The organism is Mycolicibacterium setense (assembly GCF_000805385.1).
Taxonomy (GTDB): Bacteria; Actinomycetota; Actinomycetes; order Mycobacteriales; family Mycobacteriaceae; genus Mycobacterium; species Mycobacterium setense.
In genome coordinates this window covers 705,322-726,182 of the sequence record NZ_JTJW01000008.1, presented here as the reverse complement: position 1 = coordinate 726,182, position 20,861 = coordinate 705,322, and the positions used below count along the sequence as shown (strand labels likewise).

Annotated in this window: 19 protein-coding genes; 13 read left to right on the top strand and 6 right to left on the bottom strand. The window is 64.4% G+C overall.

The window, feature by feature from the left end:
* Positions 1-19: 19 nt before the first annotated feature.
* The 3 genes from QQ25_RS21710 (at position 20) to QQ25_RS21700 (ending at position 3,069) form a co-directional block, all read left to right on the top strand.
* A complete protein-coding gene (locus tag QQ25_RS21710) occupies positions 20-898 on the top strand; it encodes a mycofactocin-coupled SDR family oxidoreductase (protein WP_039380928.1) in 879 nt (292 codons plus the stop codon).
* A 143-nt stretch (positions 899-1,041) separates the two neighbouring features.
* The gene (locus QQ25_RS21705; RefSeq protein WP_039380927.1) at positions 1,042-1,821 is read left to right on the top strand and encodes a spirocyclase AveC family protein; all 780 of its coding nucleotides are present in this window, start codon (positions 1,042-1,044) and stop codon (positions 1,819-1,821) included.
* Positions 1,822-1,872: 51 nt separating this feature from the next.
* Positions 1,873-3,069, top strand: a complete 1,197-nt coding sequence (locus QQ25_RS21700; RefSeq protein ID WP_039380925.1) for a cytochrome P450 — start codon at positions 1,873-1,875, stop codon at positions 3,067-3,069.
* A gap of 84 nt (positions 3,070-3,153) precedes the next feature.
* Here QQ25_RS21700 and QQ25_RS21695 read toward each other — a convergent pair whose 3' ends face one another.
* The 5 genes from QQ25_RS21695 to QQ25_RS21675 all read right to left on the bottom strand — a co-directional run bounded on the left by QQ25_RS21695 (position 3,154) and on the right by QQ25_RS21675 (position 6,927).
* Positions 3,154-3,492, bottom strand: coding sequence for a hemophore-related protein (locus QQ25_RS21695; protein ID WP_039322618.1), 339 nt, complete (start codon positions 3,490-3,492; stop codon positions 3,154-3,156).
* A 124-nt stretch (positions 3,493-3,616) separates the two neighbouring features.
* Positions 3,617-4,972, bottom strand: a complete 1,356-nt coding sequence (locus QQ25_RS21690; RefSeq protein WP_039380923.1) for a cytochrome P450 — start codon at positions 4,970-4,972, stop codon at positions 3,617-3,619.
* Between the two features lie 108 nt (positions 4,973-5,080).
* Positions 5,081-5,275, bottom strand: coding sequence for a ferredoxin (locus QQ25_RS21685; protein ID WP_039322612.1), 195 nt, complete (start codon positions 5,273-5,275; stop codon positions 5,081-5,083).
* Between the two features lie 34 nt (positions 5,276-5,309).
* The gene (locus tag QQ25_RS21680; RefSeq protein ID WP_039322609.1) at positions 5,310-6,182 is read right to left on the bottom strand and encodes a mycofactocin-coupled SDR family oxidoreductase; all 873 of its coding nucleotides are present in this window, start codon (positions 6,180-6,182) and stop codon (positions 5,310-5,312) included.
* Between the two features lie 43 nt (positions 6,183-6,225).
* Positions 6,226-6,927, bottom strand: a complete 702-nt coding sequence (locus QQ25_RS21675; RefSeq protein ID WP_039322606.1) for an SDR family NAD(P)-dependent oxidoreductase — start codon at positions 6,925-6,927, stop codon at positions 6,226-6,228.
* A 266-nt stretch (positions 6,928-7,193) separates the two neighbouring features.
* Between QQ25_RS21675 and QQ25_RS21670 the strand changes: the two genes are divergently transcribed.
* The 10 genes from QQ25_RS21670 to QQ25_RS21625 all read left to right on the top strand — a co-directional run bounded on the left by QQ25_RS21670 (position 7,194) and on the right by QQ25_RS21625 (position 20,069).
* Positions 7,194-8,666: an aldehyde dehydrogenase family protein gene (locus QQ25_RS21670; RefSeq protein ID WP_039381179.1), complete on the top strand. Its 1,473-nt coding sequence runs from the start codon at positions 7,194-7,196 to the stop codon at positions 8,664-8,666.
* Positions 8,663-9,877, top strand: coding sequence for a CaiB/BaiF CoA transferase family protein (locus tag QQ25_RS21665; protein ID WP_039380922.1), 1,215 nt, complete (start codon positions 8,663-8,665; stop codon positions 9,875-9,877). Before QQ25_RS21670 ends, QQ25_RS21665 begins: the two co-directional genes overlap by 4 nt.
* Positions 9,878-10,440: 563 nt before the next feature.
* Positions 10,441-11,235, top strand: a complete 795-nt coding sequence (locus QQ25_RS21660) for an MlaE family ABC transporter permease (RefSeq protein ID WP_039322601.1) — start codon at positions 10,441-10,443, stop codon at positions 11,233-11,235.
* Between the two features lie 13 nt (positions 11,236-11,248).
* Positions 11,249-12,106 carry an MlaE family ABC transporter permease gene (locus tag QQ25_RS21655; RefSeq protein WP_039322597.1) on the top strand — a complete coding sequence of 286 codons (858 nt, stop codon included), beginning with the start codon at positions 11,249-11,251 and terminating at the stop codon, positions 12,104-12,106.
* Positions 12,107-12,115: 9 nt separating this feature from the next.
* A complete protein-coding gene (locus QQ25_RS21650) occupies positions 12,116-13,393 on the top strand; it encodes an MCE family protein (protein WP_039380920.1) in 1,278 nt (425 codons plus the stop codon).
* On the top strand, positions 13,390-14,415 hold the full coding sequence (locus QQ25_RS21645) for an MCE family protein (RefSeq protein ID WP_039380918.1): 1,026 nt from the start codon (positions 13,390-13,392) through the stop codon (positions 14,413-14,415). Before QQ25_RS21650 ends, QQ25_RS21645 begins: the two co-directional genes overlap by 4 nt.
* Positions 14,415-15,497 (top strand): MCE family protein, encoded by a 1,083-nt coding sequence (locus tag QQ25_RS21640; RefSeq protein WP_039380917.1) that lies wholly within the window; start codon positions 14,415-14,417, stop codon positions 15,495-15,497. The genes QQ25_RS21645 and QQ25_RS21640 overlap by 1 nt, the downstream gene beginning before the upstream one ends.
* Positions 15,497-16,960: an MCE family protein gene (locus tag QQ25_RS21635; RefSeq protein ID WP_039380915.1), complete on the top strand. Its 1,464-nt coding sequence runs from the start codon at positions 15,497-15,499 to the stop codon at positions 16,958-16,960. Before QQ25_RS21640 ends, QQ25_RS21635 begins: the two co-directional genes overlap by 1 nt.
* Entirely contained in the window at positions 16,957-18,330 is a 1,374-nt protein-coding gene (locus tag QQ25_RS21630) for an MCE family protein (RefSeq protein WP_039380914.1), read from the top strand. The genes QQ25_RS21635 and QQ25_RS21630 overlap by 4 nt, the downstream gene beginning before the upstream one ends.
* On the top strand, positions 18,330-20,069 hold the full coding sequence (locus QQ25_RS21625; protein ID WP_039380912.1) for an MCE family protein: 1,740 nt from the start codon (positions 18,330-18,332) through the stop codon (positions 20,067-20,069). The genes QQ25_RS21630 and QQ25_RS21625 overlap by 1 nt, the downstream gene beginning before the upstream one ends.
* Positions 20,070-20,159: 90 nt before the next feature.
* Here QQ25_RS21625 and QQ25_RS21620 read toward each other — a convergent pair whose 3' ends face one another.
* A complete protein-coding gene (locus QQ25_RS21620) occupies positions 20,160-20,669 on the bottom strand; it encodes an Rv2253/PknI dimerization domain-containing protein (protein WP_039380911.1) in 510 nt (169 codons plus the stop codon).
* Positions 20,670-20,861: the final 192 nt, after the last annotated feature.

Below are 20,861 nucleotides of genomic sequence, written 5' to 3'. Positions count from 1 at the left end.
AGCACGACGAGGAGCACAGATGACCGGAAAGCTCGATGGCAAGGTCGCTTTCATCACCGGCGCCGCCCGCGGACAGGGCCGGGCGCATGCGATCGCGATGGCCGCCGAAGGCGCAGACATCATCGCGGTCGACATCTGCCGCGACATCCCGACCAACCCTTACCCGTTGGCCACGCCTGACGACCTGGCCGAAACCGAACGGGCCGTCAAGGAACTCGGACGCCGCATCGTCGCGCGCGTCGCCGACGTGCGTGAGCGGCACGAATTGCGCGACGCCGTGGAGGCGGGAATCGCCGATCTGGGCAAGATCGACATCGTGGTCGCCAACGCCGGCATCTTGCCGATGGCGATGGGCAGGCCGGACCCGATACAGTTCGTCGATGCCTCCGACGTCGACCTCGTCGGCGTGATGAACACGGTCGCGGTCACCATCCCACACCTGCCCAACGGGTCGTCGATCATCGTCACCGGCTCGACTGCCGGCATGATCCGGGGCACCACCGACAACCCCAACATGGGCCCGGGCGGCGCCGGTTACGGGTGGAGCAAGCGCGTGATCATCGAATACGTCGAGGAGATGAGCTTGCACCTGGCTCCGAAGATGATCCGCGTCAACGCAATTCACCCCACCAACTGCAACACCCACCTGCTGCAGAACGACGGCATGTACTCCATGTTCCGGCCCGATCTCACCGAGCAGGGCAAGAAGGCCACCCGTGAGGACGCCGAGCCGCTGTTCGCCGTCTTCCAAGCCATGCCGATCCCGTACATCGAGCCCGAGGACATGGCCAACCTCGGCGTGTTCCTCGCCAGCGATGACAGTCGCTACATCACCGGGCAACAGATCCGCGTAGATGCCGGCTCACTGCTCAAGTGGCCCAACGGACCTGGCCGTTAGCGGCGGACACGACATCACTAGGAGGTGGTAGTGGGCGGCATCATCATGTTGGGCAGCCTGTTCGTCCTGATCGCCCTGATCGTCGGACTGGTGCTGTATTTCGACCCTGAAGCGCGGGGCGCTCCGGAGCGGGAGGCAGATCAGTGAGCGTCGATTTCCTGATCAACGCCGGGGTGGCTTTCGCGTACATCACCGGTCCAGGTTTCCTGGCCGTCGGTATCTACCTGAGTTACCGGCGCGGGCGTCTGCATCCGCTGTTGTTGCTCTGCGTTTCGGCGCTCTCGTTTTCCTGGATCGAGGCGCCCTACGACTGGGCGATGTACGCACAGTTTCCGCCCGCGCTACCGCGGATGCCGTCGTGGTGGCCGCTCAACATGACCTGGGGCGGGCTCCCTTCCGCGGTACCCGTCGGCTACATGGGGTACTTCGTGTTGCCGGCCATCATCGGTGCGGCACTGGGACGTTGGGCGGCGCGGAAGTGGAATTGGCGGAGGCCGCAGACGCTGTTGGCGGTGGGTTTCGCCGTCGGGTTCTGCTGGGCCCTGTTCTTCAATGCCATCATCGGCGCACGGCTGGGCCTGTTCTACTACGGCTACGTGATCGAGGGACTGGGCCTGTGGGAGGGGACCAAACACCAGTACCCGATTTACGACGCCATCGCCATGGGTGTGCAGATGATGGTCTTCACCTATCTGTTGGGCCGCACCGATTCCGAGGGCCGCAACGTGATCGAGATATGGGCCGACAAGATTTCGAAGACCCGGTTGCAGTCGGGTGTGTTGTCGGTGATCGCCGTGATCGTGATCGGACACGTGGTCTACGCCTCGGTTTTCGCGCCGCACCTGGTCACCAAGCTCGGCGGTTGGGTGACCTCAGGGCCCTCCGAGCAGTACTTCCCCGGGGTGCCGAATCAGCCCAAGTAGCGCCCGTGGTGAATCGCCGGGCACGCAGCATGATTGGAAGGCGACAAGACAGTGACCGTCGACCCGGTGGTGGGGTTGTATTACGACCCCTTCGACTTCGCGATTGACGACAACCCGTACCCCATCTGGCGGCGTATGCGCCAAGAAGCTCCGCTGTACTTCAATGACAAGTACAACTTCTACGCGCTCAGCCGCTATGACGATGTCGCGGCGGCCCTGCCCGATTGGCAGACCTATCGGTCGGGGCGCGGCACGACCGCGGACATTCTGTTCAGCGGTATCGAGGTGCCGCCAGGAATCTTGCTGTTCGAGGACCCGCCATTGCATGACCTACACCGCCGCCTGTTGTCGCGCGTGTTCACGCCTCGCCGCATGATGGCCGTTGAAGATCTGGTCCGTGATTTCTGTGCTCGCGCATTGGACCCGCTCATGGACGGGGACGGATTCGACTTCGTCGCCGACCTCGGGGCGGTCATGCCGATGCGGACCATCGGGTACCTGCTCGGGATTCCCGAGGAGGGGCAGGCCGCGATCCGGGACCGCACCGACAAGAACATCTCGGTTGGGGATGTGGCCGGGGACGTCAGCGCGACGGTTTTCGCCGAGTCGCTTGCACTGTTCGCCGAATACATCGAATGGCGCGCCGATCACCCATCCGATGACCTCATGACGGATCTACTCAATGCCGAGGTCGAGGAACCCGACGGAACACTCCGGCGGCTGGAGCGCACCGAAGTATTGGCCTATACGGCGATGATCGCCGGAGCGGGCGGAGAAACGACTGCCCGGCTCATCGGCTTCATGGGGCAATTGCTCGCTGAGCACGCCGACCAGCGCCATGAACTCGCCGCCGATCCGTCATTGATCTCCTCAGCTGTGGAAGAGACACTGCGCTTCGAGCCGCCCTCACCGGTGCAGGCGCGTTACGTGGCGCGCGATGTCGAACTGTACGGCCGCACCGTGGCCGAGGGGTCCTACATGCTTCTGCTCAACGGCTCGGCCAACCGGGACGGCACCCGGTACACCGATCCGGATCGCTTTGACATCCATCGGAAGGGCAGTCATTTGAGTTTCGGCCAAGGACTGCACTTCTGCCTCGGGTCGGCGCTGGCCAGGCTCGAGGCGCGGGTGGCCTTCGAAGAGGTCCTCAAACGCTGGACCGACTGGGAGGTCGACTACGACCGGGCGAGCCGGGCCCACACCTCAAGCGTGCGTGGCTGGGCACGGATGCCGGTCAAGACCGGCTGAACATGCCAGGGGACTGGGCAGACGCGAAAGTCCCCCGAAAACGCGTTTCGGGGGACTTCCGTGTCTGCTCGCGCAGAGAAAAGCTCAGTAGTTGTTGCAGCTGCCCGCGATCGCGTTGATCGGCCCGAAGTACTCCTGTGCGGCCGGGCTGGCCTGCAGCTGTGCCACCGTCTGCTGACGCTCGGCAGGTCCCGAAGCCAGGAAATTGCGCAACGCACCCTGGGCGAACGGGGAAGCGTTGAACTGCTGGGCCAGGTCAGGACGCTGCGCGTTGAGCGCCGCCATCACCTGCTCGTAGCTACATGTCGTGTTGACGACCCCGCTGAAGTCGGGTTGGGCGGATGCCAGCCCGGCCGACAGCGGCACGGCGAGCGCCAGCCCGCCGATAGCGGCCGCGATGTACTTGAAAGAAGACTTGATCACCTGTTGGAACCCCCATGTTGTCCGCCCAAAGGGCGACGCCTTGCACGTTTGTCGGATCCGACCTCATTCGAGGTTAACAGGCAACAGACGCGCAAGGCGTTCTCGCAAAACGGCGACGAGTGCGTCAGTCGATGACGGCGGCTTCCTTGCGCTCGGTGATCGGCCGGGCCAACTCCTGCTCGTTGCAGATGCGCTGCAGCTTGTCCAGGGTTTCATCCAGACCGGGGCCCAGTTTCTTGCCCGGGGTGAACCGCGCCGGAAGGTTCCGCATGCCCTGGATGACCCCGATGGTGTCGTAGTGCACGGTGCCCTCGGGATCGCACACGTAATCCGGCATCCGGTCCAGCACGGCGGTCAGCATCGACTTGAACACGGTGCGGGCCACGTTCGAACCTACGCAGCGGTGTACACCGATACCGAAGCTGAAGTGCCGATTGCCCTTCCGATCCATGATGAGCTCATTGGGCTGCTCGAACACCGACGGGTCGCGGTTGGCCATCGCCCACGACAGCCACAGGCGTTCGTACTGCTTGAACTGCTGACCCTCCACCTCGACGTCCTCGGAGAACGTCCGGCCGTCGCCGGGTGCCGGGGTGAAGAAGCGCAGGAACTCCTCGGTGGCCGGGTCGAGCAACGTCGCGCGCTCATTACTCAGCCGGGTGCGATCTTCGGGGTGCTGCCCCAGCCACTCCAGGGCATGAGCGGTCAGTGCGGTAGTGGTGTCGAATCCACCGCCGATGACCAGGCCGAGATTGCCGAGAATCTCCATGTCGGGTGCGGGCTCACCGTCGATGCGCAACTGCAGCATCGCGTTGACCAGCCCGGGCCGCGGGGTCTCCCGGATCTCCATCATGTTGTTGATGATGTCGATGCCCATTTCGCGGTGCTGCTCGTTGATCTTCTCGCGATCGGGGGAGTGCTCCGGGGTGTATACCGATGCGTGGGTGGGCTCGCTGTAGACGTTCCACTTCTTGAGCTCGATCCCCATCATGGCCAGGGTGAACACCGCGGGCACCACGTTGGCCAGATGCTCGACGAAGTCGATCTCACCGGACTCGATGTGCTCATCGAGTGCCGCGCGGGTGATCTCGTCGACGAACGGCACCCATCGCTTGATCGCGGCAGGTGACAGATACGGGTTCAGCGCGCCGCGGTAGGCACTGTGCTCAGGTTCATCCATCTCCAGGATGCCGCCGCGGACCACCGTCGCACGACTGGCCTTCGGGATGGTGATTCCCTGATACGGCGTCTCTCCGGTGATGTCGTGATGGTTCGAGACGACGGGGCAGCGGGCCAGTTCGAAAACGTGCTTGCTGTCGGCGGCCACCCAGTGACCGTTGTAGGTCTCGGTCCAGGCCATCGGGCACCGGGACTGCATCTCTTCGGTGATCTTCTCGAACTGCAGCCGGTATTCCGGTGTGTGCCGGTCGAAGTGGTACTTGTTCTTTTTCCGGTCGTCGTCGTCGGTCGTGACATCCACAGTGCTTTTTTCTCTTCGCGCAAGCGGCTCATCGGTGCTTTTCGCTCTTCGCGCAAGCGGCTCATCGGTGCTCAACGGCGTTGTCTCCCTTAGGTATTCGGGTCGGCATCAGTCTTCGATGACGATGGCCTGCTCGGGGCAGGAGTGCGCAGCCTCGCGAACCGCGTCCTCCTGGTCGGAGGGCACCACATCGCAAACCGGTGACGCGTGACCGTCGACGTCATCGAGGACGAACGAGTCCGGCGCGATCATCGAGCACAGGGTGTGCCCCTGGCAACGACTGCCGTCAACCGAAACCTTCACTACGCCAACTCCTTTCGAATCACTGGTGGCCGGATCAGACGTGGTAGTCGTACCACTTGAGGTAGCCGCCGGCGTCGACCCGCAGTTGCATGCCGGTGACGTACCGCGACTCTTCCGAAGCCAGCCACAGCACGGCATTGCTGATGTCCACCGGCTCGATGAAGTTGACCTTCATGGCCTGCTGCACCCCGAACACCGGCTCGGCGTCGGCGCGGGTGGGGTTCTCCAGATCCGGCCGGAACGAGCGGTACATCGGCTCGCTCTGCAGCATGTTCGTGTTGCAGTTGGTGGGGTGGATGACGTTGGCGCGAATGCCGCGCACCGCCAGTTCGGTGGCCAGCGAATGGACGTACTCGGAGATCAGCCGCTTGGAGACCATGTAGCCCATGCCGCCCGGATCGGCGCCCGGGTTGGGCTTGTTGTGCGCATCCATCAGCGCCGCGGCCGACGCGGTCGCAATGATCGAGGCGCCCTCCTTCAGATGCGGCAGCGCCACCTGGATGGCGTTGATGGTGCCCACGAAGTTGGTGTTGATGCCGTCGGTCCAGGCTTGCATCGCGGGCTCGCCCTTCATGGCTGCGATGCCGGCCTGCGCCACGACGATGTCGAGCTTGCCGAACTCGGCGAGCCCTGCCTCCAGCGCTCCCCGCAACTCGGCCTCGTTGCGGACGTCGGCCTGGGCGGTGACGATGCGCCGGCCGGTCTTCTCGACGTAGTTCCTGGTCTCTTCGAGGTCTTCTGCCGTGGCCATCGCATAGCCGACGGTGTCGTAGTCCTTACAGATGTCGACGGCGATGATGTCGGCGCCCTCTTCGGCGAGCCGGATCGCGTGGCTGCGGCCCTGACCCCGTGCCGCGCCGGTGATGAATGCGACTTTCCCGGCCACCCGGCCTTCTACGCTTCCCACAATTGTCCTTTCGCTGATGATGTTTGGTGCGAGTCCGTGCGTGTCAGGTGTTACGGCCACCGTTGACGCCGAGGATCTGGCCGGTGATGTAACCGGCTTCCTCGGATGCGAAGAAGGCGCAGGCCGCGGCGATGTCCTCGGGCTTGCCCATCCGGCGCACTGGGGTCTGGGCGATCTGCTTTTCGGTGTCGCCGAGGAAGCCCTTGCCTTCTGCCTTGCGCAGCATGGGGGTGTCGATGAAGCCCGGAGGCACGGCATTGACGGTGATGCCGCTGGGACCGAGTTCGAGCGCCAGGCTCTTGGTCAGTCCGTTCACCGCGGACTTCGCCGCGACATAGGGGGACATGAACGGTTGGCCCGAATGCGTGCTCGACGACGAGATGTTGACGATGCGGCCCCAGCCGGCTTCGAGCATGTCGGGCAGTACCGCCTGAATGCAGTGGAATACGCCGTTGAGGTTGACGTCGATGATCTGCTGCCACTTCTCGAAGGACACATCGGTGAAGCGTTTGAAGCAGTCCACACCGGCGGCGTTCACCAGCACCGAGATCGGGCCGAGTTGGGCGCGAACGGCATTGAGCGCGGTGTCGACGGCGGCGCGATCGGTCACGTCAGCGACATGGGCGAACTCGTCGTCCGACGGGTGCAGGTCGAGTACCGCGACATTGAGGCCGTCCGCACGCAAACGTGCGGCGATGGCCGCTCCGATGCCTGAACCTCCTCCGGTGACGACGGCATTCTTCATGACAGTTCTCCGGTCGCCGGCCGGTGCCGGACTTTGTCAGCGGTCAAGAATCATCCTTCCGATTATGAGAACCGTACTCTCGGACCGGCGCACACCGCAAGATCCGCGCGCAACCTGCATGCCGCTCGCGTAGCTACCGGATACGCAGCGAATAGGGCATGACTAGCTGATCTATCTTTCACTTGAGTTCTCATCGAGCGAATGTATGATTCGCCGGTGATGAGAATGCAGTTTCCATCACAGTAGGGAATCGCCTGAGGAGGATGATGCAGGAAGCGCCCACCATCGCGGAAGAACAGCGGGCTGACCGGAAGTTGTTGATCGGCGGAGAGCTGCGCGAGACGCCGCGGACGTTTCCTTCCGTCAACCCGGCGACCGGAGAGGTGTTCGGATACGCGCCGGACGCCACGGTCGCCGACGCCGAGGCTGCGGTCACCGCGGCCAGGCAGGCGTTCGACAACACCGACTGGTCCACCAACACCGAACTGCGGATCCGTTGCCTCGAACAGCTGCACCAGGCATTGACCGAGCACCGGGACGAACTCGCCGCACTCACGACCACCGAGGTCGGGGCGACCGCCGCGCTGTGCGCCGGTGCCCAGCTGGACGGGCCCATCGACATCGTGCGGTACTACGCCGAGTTGCTCAAGACCTACCCCCTGACCGAGGACCTCGGAAACATCGAGAGCCGCGGCATGCAGCATCACCGGTGGGTGGAGAAGGAAGCCGCCGGTGTCGTCGCCGCGATCATCGCCTACAACTATCCGAATCAGCTGGCCCTGGCCAAGCTCGCTCCGGCCCTGGCCGCAGGCTGCACCGTGGTGTTGAAGTCCGCTCCGGACACGCCGTTGGTCACGCTGGCCCTCGGCGAGCTGATCGCCAACCACACCGACATCCCGGCCGGCGTCGTCAACGTGCTCTCGGGTGCGGACCCAGAGGTTGGTGCGGTGCTCACCACGAGTCCCGACGTCGACATGGTCACCTTCACCGGCTCCACGCCGACCGGCCGACGCATCATGGCCGCGGCCAGCGAGACCCTGAAGAAGGTGTTCCTGGAGCTCGGTGGCAAGTCGGCGGCGATCGTCCTCGACGATGCAGACTTCAACACCGCCGCCATGTTCTCGGCCTTCAGCATGGTCACCCACGCCGGTCAGGGCTGCGCGCTGACCTCACGGCTGCTGGTGCCGGCCAAGCACAAGGACGAGATCGTCGAGTTGATCAAGAACAACTTCGGCCTGGTTCGGTACGGCGATCCGACCGACCCCAAGACCTACATGGGTCCACTGATCAGTGAGAAGCAGCGCGACAAGGTCGACGGCATGGTCAAGCGCGCGGTCGAGGCCGGGGCGACCCTCGTCACCGGTGGCCAGAAGGTCGACCCCGGCTACTTCTATACCCCGACGCTGCTGGCCGATGTCGATCCGGACAGTGAGATCGCCCAGGAAGAGGTCTTCGGACCGGTGCTCGCGGTGATCGCCTACGAAGACGACGACGAGGCCGTGCGGATCGCGAACAACTCGATCTACGGGCTGTCCGGTGCCGTGTTCGGCAGCGAGGACCGGGCGTTGGCGGTGGCTCGACGGATCCGTACCGGCACGTTCTCCATCAACGGCGGCAACTACTTCAGTCCCGACAGTCCGTTCGGCGGATACAAGCAGTCCGGTATCGGCCGGGAGATGGGCACGGCAGGACTCGAGGAGTTCATGGAAGCCAAGACGTTCGCCCGGGTGCTGTCGTGACCGCCGCTGGACCCCTTGAGGGCATCCGCGTCCTCGAGGTCGCGATGTACGGCTTCGTCCCGTCGGCCGGCGCGGTGCTGGGGGAGTGGGGTGCCGACGTCATCAAGGTCGAGCACGCCGTCACCGGCGACCCGCAGCGCGGCCTGCGCCAGACCGGGCCGCTGCGCGTCGAGGGCGACCCGAACCCGAACATCGAGCACGCCAACCGCGGCAAGCGCAGCATCGGGCTCGACATGTCGGTCCCGGAGGGCAAAGAGGTGTTGCTCGAACTGGCGAAGAAGGCCGATGTGTTCCTCACGAGCTTCCTGCCGGGGCACCGGCAGAAGTTCGGCATCGACGTCGACGACATCCGCGCGGTGAACCCCGACATCATCTATGCCCGCGGCAGTGCTCTTGGTCCGCGCGGCGAAGAAGCGGTCAAAGGTGGTTACGACATGACCGCCTTCTGGTGCCGCGCCGGTACGGCCGCGACGATCACCCCGGCCGGGATGGCGGGAATGATCGCGCCGCCGGGGCCGGCCTACGGTGACACCATCTCGGGTACCAACCTGGCAGGCGGGATCGCCGCGGCACTGCTCAAGCGAGAGCGCACCGGTGAGCCGTCGATCGTCGACGTGTCACTGCTGGGCAGCGGGCTGTGGTCGATGGGCCACACCGTGGCGCTGACCCAGCATCTGAACCAACTGATGGTGACTCCACCGCCCGGGGTACACGGCTCGCCGATCAACCCACTGGTCGGGCTGTACGAGACAGCGGACGACCGCTACATCTCCTTCGTCATGATGCAGCCGACCAAGTTCTGGGCCGACGTCTGCCGGCACATGGACCTGGAGCAGTACATCGACGATCCGAGGTTCGCCACCGCCGAATCGTTCGCGGAGAACACGCCCGACGCGGTCGAGATCCTCACCGAGGCGATGAAGAAGCGGACTTTGCCAGAGTGGAGCGAGCGATTCGCCACGCTGGCAGGCCCGTGGGCTCCCGTCCAGGACACCCTGCAGGCCGCCAAGGACTCCCAGATCCGGGCCAACGAGTACATCGTGCAGGCGGGTGAACTCGAGTTGGTGGCCAACCCAGTGCAATTCGACGTCGCGGCGCCGAGCACCGGACCAGCACCGGGTTTCGCCGAACAAACCGACGACATTCTGCAGGAACTGGGTCTGGACTGGGATCGCATCATCGAGCTCAAGACCGCCGGCGCAGTCACCTAGGCCACCGTCACCATGCCCTTCGACGCCTCCACCGGAACCCGTCTGTCGTGCGCTGCCCCTCCGGCGGCTCACGGCAAGCACGGGAATGCGGTGTCGGCCGGTGAAGGTAGCCGCCCCAATTGTCAACCAGCCGAGCAAGTTCTGAGTTATTTGCCCTCGCGACAGATCTCGAGTCGGATAGCATCAGGCCCTCGGGGGGCGGTCATGGGGACGAGTCTGTTCGGCTTCGCCGGTGGAGCCGGTGAAGTCAAGAAACCCAACGGAAGTAGGAGGTGCGTCAGATGCCAGAGCGCACCCCGCATTTGCCGGTCATTGTCGAGCCAGCTGGTTCACGAATGGATGTACAGATGAAAGGCATTGCACCTCAGTCGGTCTCGGATAACACCGGGCACCCGACCGGCCGGTTGGCATGTTCTGGGACGGAGGTTGCGGCATGACCCGGATCGGGCCGAAGCCCGCACAGTCCGTCGCTGCCCGGTCCGTGCAACTGCGTCGGCAAGCACTTAACATCGGCGCACCGACTGCGGGGGCGGCAGTCATCGGCCTGGAGGGACCACTGACGCATGGCGGATAAATGGTCAACCGGAGTATCGCTACGCAGCCTGTCGGGCCCGATGCAGGCGGTCGGGGCATTGTTCGCGATGTCGCTGGACGCGATCCGGTTCGTATTCAAGCGGCCCTTCCAGGGGCGGGAGTTTCTGGAGCAGTGCTGGTTCGTGGCGCGGGTGTCGATGGCGCCGACGTTGCTGGTCGCGATCCCGTTCACCGTGCTGGTGAGCTTCACCCTCAACATCCTCTTGCGCGAGCTGGGCGCCGCGGACCTTTCGGGGGCCGGCGCGGCCTTCGGCGCGGTGACCCAGCTGGGGCCGATGGTCACGGTGCTCATCGTGGCCGGTGCCGGGGCGACGGCGATGTGTGCGGATCTGGGCTCACGCACGATCCGTGAGGAGATCGACGCCATGGAGGTGCTCGGGATCAACCCGATCCAGCGTCTGGTGACCCCCAGGATGCTGGCGTCAGGGCTGGTTGCCTTATTGCTCAACAGCCTGGTGGTGATCATCGGCATCCTCGGCGGCTACGTGTTCTCGGTTTTCATCCAGGACGTGAACCCCGGTGCGTTCGCGGCCGGGATCACGCTGCTGACGGGTGTGCCGGAGGTGATCATCTCCTGCGTCAAGGCCGCACTGTTCGGGCTGATCGCGGGCCTGGTGGCCTGCTACCGCGGGCTGACGATCAGCGGCGGCGGCGCCAAGGCCGTCGGCAACGCGGTGAACGAGACAGTGGTGTACGCCTTCATGGCGTTGTTCGTGATCAACGTGGTTGTCACGGCCATCGGTATCCGCATGACGGCGAACTGAGGCAGGGGACGCAATGGGAACCATGACGATCCTGCGGTCGACGTATCCGCGGGTCACCCGGCAGTTCAACAAGCCGGTATCGACCTTGAGCCGGATCGGCGATCACACGCTGTTCTACCTCAAGGCGCTGGCCGGAACCCCGCACGCGGCCATGCACTACCGCAAGGAACTTGTCCGGCTGATCGCCGAGATCTCAATGGGTGCAGGCACATTGGCGATGATCGGCGGCACGGTGGTGATCGTCGGGTTCCTGACCCTGGCCACCGGTGGCGTGCTCGCGATCCAGGGCTACTCGTCGCTGGGCAACATCGGTATCGAGGCCCTCACCGGCTTCTTGTCCGCGTTCATCAACGTGCGCATCGCTGCGCCGGTGGTGGCGGGCATCGGTCTGGCCGCCACCTTCGGCGCCGGCGTGACCGCCCAGCTCGGAGCCATGCGCATCAACGAGGAAATCGATGCGTTGGAGGCCATGGCGATCCGGCCGGTCGAATACCTGGTGTCCACGCGCATCGTGGCCGGGATGATCGCCATCACGCCGCTGTACGCGATCGCGGTGATCCTGTCCTTCCTGGCCTCACAGTTCACGACCGTGGTGCTGCTGGGACAGTCCGGCGGCCTCTACGACCACTACTTCAACACCTTCCTGAATCCGATCGACCTGCTGTGGTCGTTCCTGCAGGCGATCCTGATGGCCATCACCATCCTGCTGATCCACACCTACTTCGGCTACTTCGCCTCCGGCGGACCATCCGGAGTCGGGGTGGCGGTCGGCAACGCCGTACGAACCTCGCTGATCGTCGTGGTCTCGGTGACGCTCCTGGTGTCACTGTCCGTCTACGGCTCCAACGGCAACTTCAACCTGTCGGGTTAGGGAGAAGACTTGACACGCAATGTTGGTCCGGGCCCAGCGCACCGGTCCGAAACCACAAGTAGTGCCACGCCGGTGGCAGCACGCCCCGGACGCAGCTTCGGCGCGGGGGGCTCCGCGAGGCCGCTCGCCGGCCTGGCGACCGTGGTCGCGGTGGGCCTGATCGTGGCCCTGGCGATCCTGCTGTTCCGCGGCAGCTTCATCAAGACCGAGCCGGTCACTCTGATCTCGGACCGGGCCGGCCTGGTGATGAACCCGGACGCCAAGGTCAAGATGCGCGGCGTGCAGGTCGGCACCGTCAGCTCGATCGAGACCCGCCCCGACGGCAGGGCCGTGCTGCACCTGGCGATGAATCCGTCGCAGCTGCGCCTGATTCCCGGCAACGTCCAGGCCGACATCGCCTCGACCACCGTGTTCGGCGCCAAGTACGTCCAACTCGTCGCGCCGGACGACCCATCGGCTGAGCGGCTCCGCCCCGGCCAGGTTCTTCAGGGCGACCATGTCACGGTCGAGATGAACACGGTCTTCCAACAACTCACCAACGTGCTCAACAAGATCGACCCGGCAAAACTCAACGAGACGCTCGGCGCATTGTCGTCGGCGTTCTCGGGTCGCGGCGAGGCGATGGGGCAGTCGCTGTCCGACTTCGAGGCAGTGTTGGAGAAAATCGAGCCCAGCCTGCCCAATTTGACCGGGGACATCGAGGCCATGGCGGCGGTGTCGAAGGCCTACGGCGACGCGGCACCGGACCTGCTCAGGACTGTCGACAACACCAACCGGATCAGCGACAGCCTCGTGGCCGAGCAGCAGAACCTCGACAACTTCCTCGTCAGCTCGATCGGGCTGGCCGACGCCGGCAACGAGGTCATCGGTGGCAACCGGCAGGCGCTCAGCACCACGCTGAACCTGTTGGCGCCCACCACCGATCTGCTCAACGAGTACGCACCCGGAATTGAATGCGGACTGAAGGGCATGCTGTACCTCTACAACCAGCCGCCGCAGATGGAACCCGGTGTCGTGGTCAACGTGGCATTCACGCTGGGCATCGAGCGCTACCGTTACCCGCAAAACCTGCCGAAGGTGGCGGCCAAGGGCGGTCCACACTGCATGGGCCTGCCGTACATCGGATTCGGCAACAAGGCCAAGTACCTCGTCACCGACACCAATGCCAATCCTTTCAAGTACGGCAACCAGGGCATCCTGTTGAACTCCGACGGTCTCAAGCAGATTCTGTTCGGCCCGCTGGACGGACCGCCACGTAACACCGCACAGATCGGACAACCGGGATGAAACGCGGCAGAACCACATTCATCAAGTTCGCGTCCTTCGCCGTGGTCATGGCCGTCCTCACGGCCTTCCTTTTCATGACGTTCTCGGAGTACCGCGGCGGTTCCTACTCGGGTTACTCGGCGGTCTTCGGTGACGCCTCGCGTCTGGAGGCCGGAGACTCGGTGCGCGTCGCCGGGGTCCGGGTGGGAACGGTGAAAAGTGTTTCGCTGCAACCGGACAAGTCGGTGAAGGTTGACTTCGACACCGATCGCAGCGTCGCATTGACGACCAGCACCAAGGTTGCGGTGCGCTATCTGAACCTGGTCGGGGACCGCTATCTGGAACTGATCGACAGCCCCGGCTCGACCAAGCTCCTGCCCGCTGGATCACAGATTCCCAAGGACCGCACCGCAAGTGCCCTCGATCTCGATCTGTTGCTCGGTGGCCTGCGCCCGGTGATCCAGGGGCTCAACCCCCAGGACGTCAATGCGTTGACGTCCTCGCTGATTCAGATCTTCCAAGGGCAGGGCGACACCCTGGATTCGCTGTTGAGCAAGACCTCATCGTTCTCGAATACGTTGGCCAACAACGACCAGGTCATTCAGCAGCTGATCGACAACCTGAACTCGGTGGTCGGAACCCTGGCCAAGGACGGCAAGAAGTTCGACGGAACGGTGGACCGCCTCGAACAGTTGATCAGCGGCCTGTCGCAGGATCGTGACCCACTGGGCACGGCCGTCACCCAGTTGGACAACGGGACTGCCTCGCTGGCAAGCCTGCTCACCGAGGCGCGGCCGCCACTCAAGGGCACCGTCGATCAGATGAACCGGTTGGCGCCGTTGCTCGACGATCATCAGATCGTCCTGGACCGGGGTCTGCAGAAGGCCCCGGACAACTTCCGCAAGCTGGCCCGGCTGGGCTCATACGGCAGCTGGATCATGTACTACATCTGCGGACTTTCCATCCGTGTCACCGATCTGCAGGGGCGCACTGCGCACTTCCCGATGATCAAACAAGAAGGCGGGAGGTGTGCGGAGCCCTGATGCTTAAGTACCGCGAATCAAATCTGATCAAGGCAGGTTTCATCGGCGTCGTGCTGATGATGCTCATCATCGCCGTCGGGCTACAGCCCGAACGGCTGCAGCAGTGGGCCTCCTCGGTCCGTCACCAGGCACTGTTCACCGAGGCCGGCGGCATCGCCACGGGCAACGACGTGACCTTGTCGGGAATCAAGATCGGTGCGGTCACCGATGTCTCGCTGCAGAACGGCGATGCGTTGATCACCTTCACCACCGAGGGCAAGTACCCACTGGGGTCGCTGACCACTGCGCACATCCGCACCGGCTCACTTCTGGGTGAGCGGGTGCTGACGCTGGAATCCGATGGTGCAGGCACACTGCGCACCACCGACGTGATCCCGACCTCCCGCACGTCGTCCCCGTATTCGCTGACCGACGCGGTCAGCGACTTGACCACCAACTCGGCGGGCACCGACACAGCGTCGCTGAATCAGTCCCTCGACACGCTGTCGGCGACCATCGACCAGGTCGCACCGAAGCTCGGGCCGACATTCGACGGGCTGAGCCGGCTGTCGAAATCCATCAATGGCCGTAACGAGAGTCTGGCCAGCCTGCTCAAGAGCGCCAGCGATGTGACGGTGGTGCTCTCGCAGCGCAGCAATCAGCTGAACACGTTGATCCTCAACGCGAATGACCTGCTCGGGGTGCTCAACGACCGGCGTCAGGCCATCGTCGACCTGCTGGCCAACACCGCGGCGGTCTCGCAACAGCTGAGTGGACTCGTCGCCGACAACGAGGCGCAATTGGCGCCGACGCTCAAGCGGCTCAACTCCGTGACTGCGATGCTGGAACGCAACCGCGACAACATCAGCAAGGCCTTGCCGAACTTGAACAAGTTCCAGTTGTCTCAGGCGGAAACTCTGGCCAACGGGGCGTACTACAACGCCTATGTTCCCAACTTGCAGCCCGCGCAGTTGCTGCAGCCGTTCTTCGACTACGCGTTCGGGTTCCGGCGCGGGACGAATGCCGGTCAGCCGCCGGACAACGCCGGTCCGCGAGCCGAATTGCCCTTGCCCTACAACGGAATTCCCGGAGGTTCACGCTGATGAACCGCAGTCGTCTCGGAAAGTGGCTTGCGGTGGCGTTGGTGGCGCTGCTGGTGGTCGGCGCGGCAGTGCTGCTGCGTCAGACCTTCTTCGGGCAGAAGACCATCTCCGCGTTGTTCACCTCAGCCACCGGCGTGTACCCGGGCGACGATGTCCGGGTGTCCGGGGTCAAGGTCGGCACGATCGAGTCGATCAAGCCGGAGGGCACCCAGACCCGCGTGACCCTCAAGGTCGACCACGATGTACCGATCCCGGCGGACGCCAAAGCGGTGATCGTGGCACAGAACCTGATTGCCGCGCGCTATGTTCAACTCGCTCCGGCGTACCGGTCCAGTGGCCCTACCCTGCCCGACGACTCGGTGATCGGCCTGGACCGCACCGCCGTCCCGGTGGAGTGGGATCAGGTCAAGGAGCAGCTGATGCGGCTCTCCACCGACCTGGGACCGCAGAGCGGTGTCGACGGGACGTCGGTGTCCAGGTTCATCAACAGCACGGCCGACGCCATGGCCGGCAACGGCGACAAACTGCGCCAGACGATTTCGCAGTTGTCCGGCGTCGCCCGCGTGCTGGCCGAGGGCAGCGGCAACATCGTCGACATCATCAAGAACCTGCAGACGTTCGTCACCGCGTTGCGGGACAGCAACGAGCAGGTGGTGCAGTTCCAGAACCGGTTGGCGACCCTGACCAGTGTCGTCGACGGCAGCCGGTCGGACCTCGATGCGGCGCTGACGAACCTGTCAGTGGCGGTCGTGGAGGTTCAGCGGTTCGTCGCGGGATCGCGCGATCAGACCTCCGAGCAGGTGCAGCGGCTGGCCAACGTCACCCAGAACCTGGTCGACAACAAGATGAACATCGAGAACCTCCTTCACGTCGCGCCCAACGCGTTCATGAACGGCTACAACATCTACAACCCCGATTCGGGTAGCGCGGTCGGCCAGTTCGTGATGAACAACTTCTCCAACCCGGTCGAGTTCATCTGCGGGGCCATCGGTGCGGTCGAGAACACCACCGCACCGGAGACTGCGAAACTCTGCTCGCAGTACCTCGGGCCCGCGCTGCGGCTGCTGAACTTCAACTACCTGCCGTTCCCGATTTCGCCGTACCTGATGCCATCGGCCAGCCCCGAGCAGCTCGAGTACTCGGAACCGAGCCTGATGCCAGGGGCGGAGGGTGGGTCGCCGACTCCGCCCGAGACCCCACCGTCGATCTCGGCCTACAACCCCGGCCCCGAGCCCCCTCCGCCGTTCACCGGCCGGGAACCCGGCGTGCCACCGCCAGGGGCTCAGCAGCTCTTGCCGGGTGGCGAGTTCTACCCGCCCAATATGCCGAACACGGTGTCGGACATGCTCAATCCGACTGGCGGACAGCCGGGGCCCGCTCCGGGACCTGCGCCAGGTCCACTGGCCGCCGAAGCGCCCGCGCCCGCGGCACCGGTACCAGCAGAAGGGACTCCACCAGCATGATCAGGGGTAAGCAGCTGCGGCTGACTATCGCCGCCGGATCCTGCGTCGCGCTGACTGCCAGCGGGTGCGCCTTCCAGGGCGTCAACTCGTTGCCGCTGCCCGGGGCGGTCGGCCGAGGTGCCGACTCCAGCGTGTATCACGTCGAGATCGCGAATGTGGCGACGCTGGAACCGAACTCGCCGGTGATGATGAATGACGTCGTGGTCGGTAGCGTGCGCAGCCTTTCGGTGAAGGACTGGCACGCTGACGTCGAATTCTCAGTGAAGCCGGATGTGGTGGTACCGGCAAACGTGGTGGCCAGCGTCGGGCAGACCAGCCTTCTGGGTTCGATGCATCTGGCGCTCAACCCGCCCGCCGGCCAGGCTCCCGACGGAAAACTCCCGCAGGGAGCGACGATTGCCCTGAACAACTCGTCGACATATCCGACGACCGAGCAGACACTGTCCTCGCTGGCCGCGGTGGTCAACGGCGGCGGTCTGGGGCAAATGGGCGACATCATCCACAATTTCAGCGCCGCGATCAACGGCCGGGAAACCGATTTCCGTGACCTGCTCACCCGGCTGGACACGTTCGTCGGGGCGCTGGATGCCCAGCGCGACAACATCATTGCCTCCATCGAGGGCTTGAACCAGTTGGCCTCCACCTTCGCTGGGCAGCGCGATGTCATCACCCGCGCGCTGGAGAAGATTCCGCCGGCACTCGACGTGTTGATCAAGGAACGGCCGAGATTCACCACCGCACTGCAGAAGCTCGGTACTTTCAGCGCTACCGCCAACCAGTTCGTCAACGAGTCGCAGGCTGATCTGGTCAGGAATCTGAAGAACCTGGAGCCCGCTCTGAAGGCGCTGGCCAACGTCGGGCCGGACCTGACCAAGGTGCTCGAATACGCCCCGCACTTCCCGTTCACGCAGAGCTTCATGGACCGGGTCATACGCGGCGACTACTACAACCTTTTCGCGTACTTCGACATGACCATCCCGCACCTGAAGCGCAGCCTGCTGATGGGGACTCGCTGGGAGCAGGGAGATGCGCAGAACGTTCCGGTGCCTGGGGATCCGAATTACCTGAACTACACCTATGACCCGCTCAAGACCGGGGTCAACCCGCCCCCGCCGGATGCGTTCCCGGAGGAGCCGGCAGCGCCGCCCCCACCGGATCTCCCGGCGCCGACCTATTCCGGTCCGGTGCTCCCGGTGGTGCCTCCGGCGCCGATGACCATGCCCGGTGGCATGCCTCAGCCGGTGGCCCCATCCAGCGGGTCGACGTCGGTGTTCGCGGGACCTTATGCGCAGCAAGGCGGTTCGGCTCCAGCTGACCAGCCTGCCCCACCGGCGCCACCTACTCCACCGACGACAGGGGGTGGCGGGTAATGCTCACACGCTTCATCCGAACTCAGCTGATTCTGTTCACTGTCGCCTCTGTCGTCGGTGTGGCCGTCATGCTGTTCGCGTACATGCAGGTGCCGACGCTGCTCGGTGTCGGGCGCATCACGGTGAAGATGGAACTGCCGGCGACCGGCGGTCTGTACCAGTTCGGCAACGTGACCTATCGCGGGTCCCAGATCGGCAAGGTCACTTCGGTGGAGCTGACCGAGAAGGGCGCTGAGGCGACGCTGTCCCTCGACCGCTCTCCGAAGGTGCCTGCCGACCTGGCCGCCGAGGTCCGGAGCATGTCGGCGGTCGGCGAGCAGTACGTCGAGTTGTTGCCGCGCACCAACTCTGGGCCCTACCTGGACAACGGCTCGGTGATCGTGATGTCGGACACCAAGGTCCCGCAGCAGGTCGGTCCCATGCTGGACCAGCTCAGTGCACTGGTGGACACCATCCCGAAGGACAAGCTGAGCCAGCTTCTGGATGAGTCGTACAACGCATTCAACGGCACTGGCTATGACTTCGGTTCGCTGCTGGACTCGGCGTCGACGATCACCCGGGATTCCAACGCGGTCGTGGATCAGACGCGGGCATTGATCGACGACTCCAAGCCCTTCCTCGATGCACAGGCTCAGACCACGGATTCGATCAGGACCTGGGCCGCGGCCATGGCCGGCATCACCGGACAGGTCGCCGAGAACGACCCTGAGATCAGGTCGCTGCTGCGCAACGGTCCCGGATTCGCCCAGGAGACCACCAAGCTGCTCAACCAGATCAAGCCGACGTTGCCGATCCTCCTGGCGAATCTGACCACGTTCGGCCAGATCGCGGTCACCTACAACCCGTCTATCGAGCAGCTGCTGGTGTTGTTGCCGCCGTACGTCGCACAGTTGCAGACGTATGCACCGACCAACAACACGAGCGGTTTGCCGATGGCCGACTTCTCTCTGGGCCTGGGTGATCCGCCGACCTGCACGGTGGGCTTCCTGCCGCCGTCGGCGTGGCGCTCTCCGGCGGACACGACCGTGATCGACACACCGGACGACATCTACTGCAAGCTGCCGCAGGATTCGCCGATCGGCGTCCGGGGTGCGCGCAACTACCCGTGCATGGGGCATCCGGGCAAGCGGGCGCCCACGGTCGAATTGTGCAACGATCCCAAGGGTTTCCAGCCGATTGCACAGCGTCAGCACGCGCTCGGTCCCTACCCGCTCGATCCGAACCTGATCGCTCAAGGTGTGCCCCCGGACACCAGGGTGCTGCCGGACGAGAAGATCTTCGGGCCGCTCGGGGGTACTCCGCTGCCGCCGGGCGTGACCGCTCCGCCACCGGGGGCAGCACCCGAACCGCAACCGGCGCCGAACTTCGCCGGGACGGGTCCGGGCCCGCTGCTACCGGGGCAGCCGATGTACGTGGAGCCTCCGGTGCCAGGTGTGCCACCGCCGCCGCCAGGCGATCCCAACGCGGTGCCCGTGCCCGCGGCGGACCAGCCTCAGGCGACCGAGGTTCCGCCGGTCCCGCACGGACAAGGGGTATTTCCGGATGCGCCAGAACTCCCCATGCCCGCAGAGCCTGGTGTGGCGCCCAGCGCGTTCAACGGCGGCGGCCAGGGGCCCTCGGTGGCGATCGCCAAGTACAACCCGCGCACCGGGGAGTACATGGGCAGCGACGGCAACCTCTACAAGCAGACGGATCTGGTGTCTACCCCCAAGTCGTGGCAGGACCTGATGCCGACGTAGCGGATAGTGCCAATAGAACTGGCCCCGGGCAATAGCCCGGGGCCAGTTCTTTTTTCTGCCTTCAGCTTTGGGTCTGAGAGCTGTCTGCAGCTATGCAGGGCGCATGTAGAACGGCATCCGGACAGCGGGCCACTGATTGCGCCCACACGAACCGCTGGGCCCGGTCGTCACGTCCTCGCCGGTGTATTCGGTTGAGGCCATGTCCACATGGCCGTCGAAGCCCACCGGGTAGATCTTGTAGACCTGCATGCCCTCGACGGGTGTGCCGTCGGCACAGAAGCGCCAGTTGGGCACGACCCGCTTGATGTACCAGAGGCCGTTCGTGGTGTAGATCGGTGCGGTCCAGCCCGCGTCGCTGTTCACCGTGCCGCTGCATTCGGTGGGCGAGATGCACTGGGTAGAGATGGTCCAGTTGCTCCGCGTTGAGGGCTGGTTCTCGTAGCGGTCGTTGATCTTGGCCCATTCGCCGTTGGACGACGTGGCAAAGGTGCCATTGATACCCCACTGCTCGCCGGCCGCGGCGGGGGCGGCGCCGCTCAGGCCGACAACTGCCGCAGCGGCGATTGCCACCGCACCAGCGCTTACCCGGGAGACTGACATGAACGCTCCTTCTGGCCGACCTGACAGTCGGTAGCCAAGTTCTCAGTTTCGGAGAATATCACTATCAATGCCTGCGCCACGATGGATTTCACCAGGCCAACCCATCGCGACACTGGCCTGGAGACCTGCGGCGGATCGGTCGTAGTAATATTCTCCAAAACTGAGAGTTTAATTTCCAGCTATGCGAAAGTA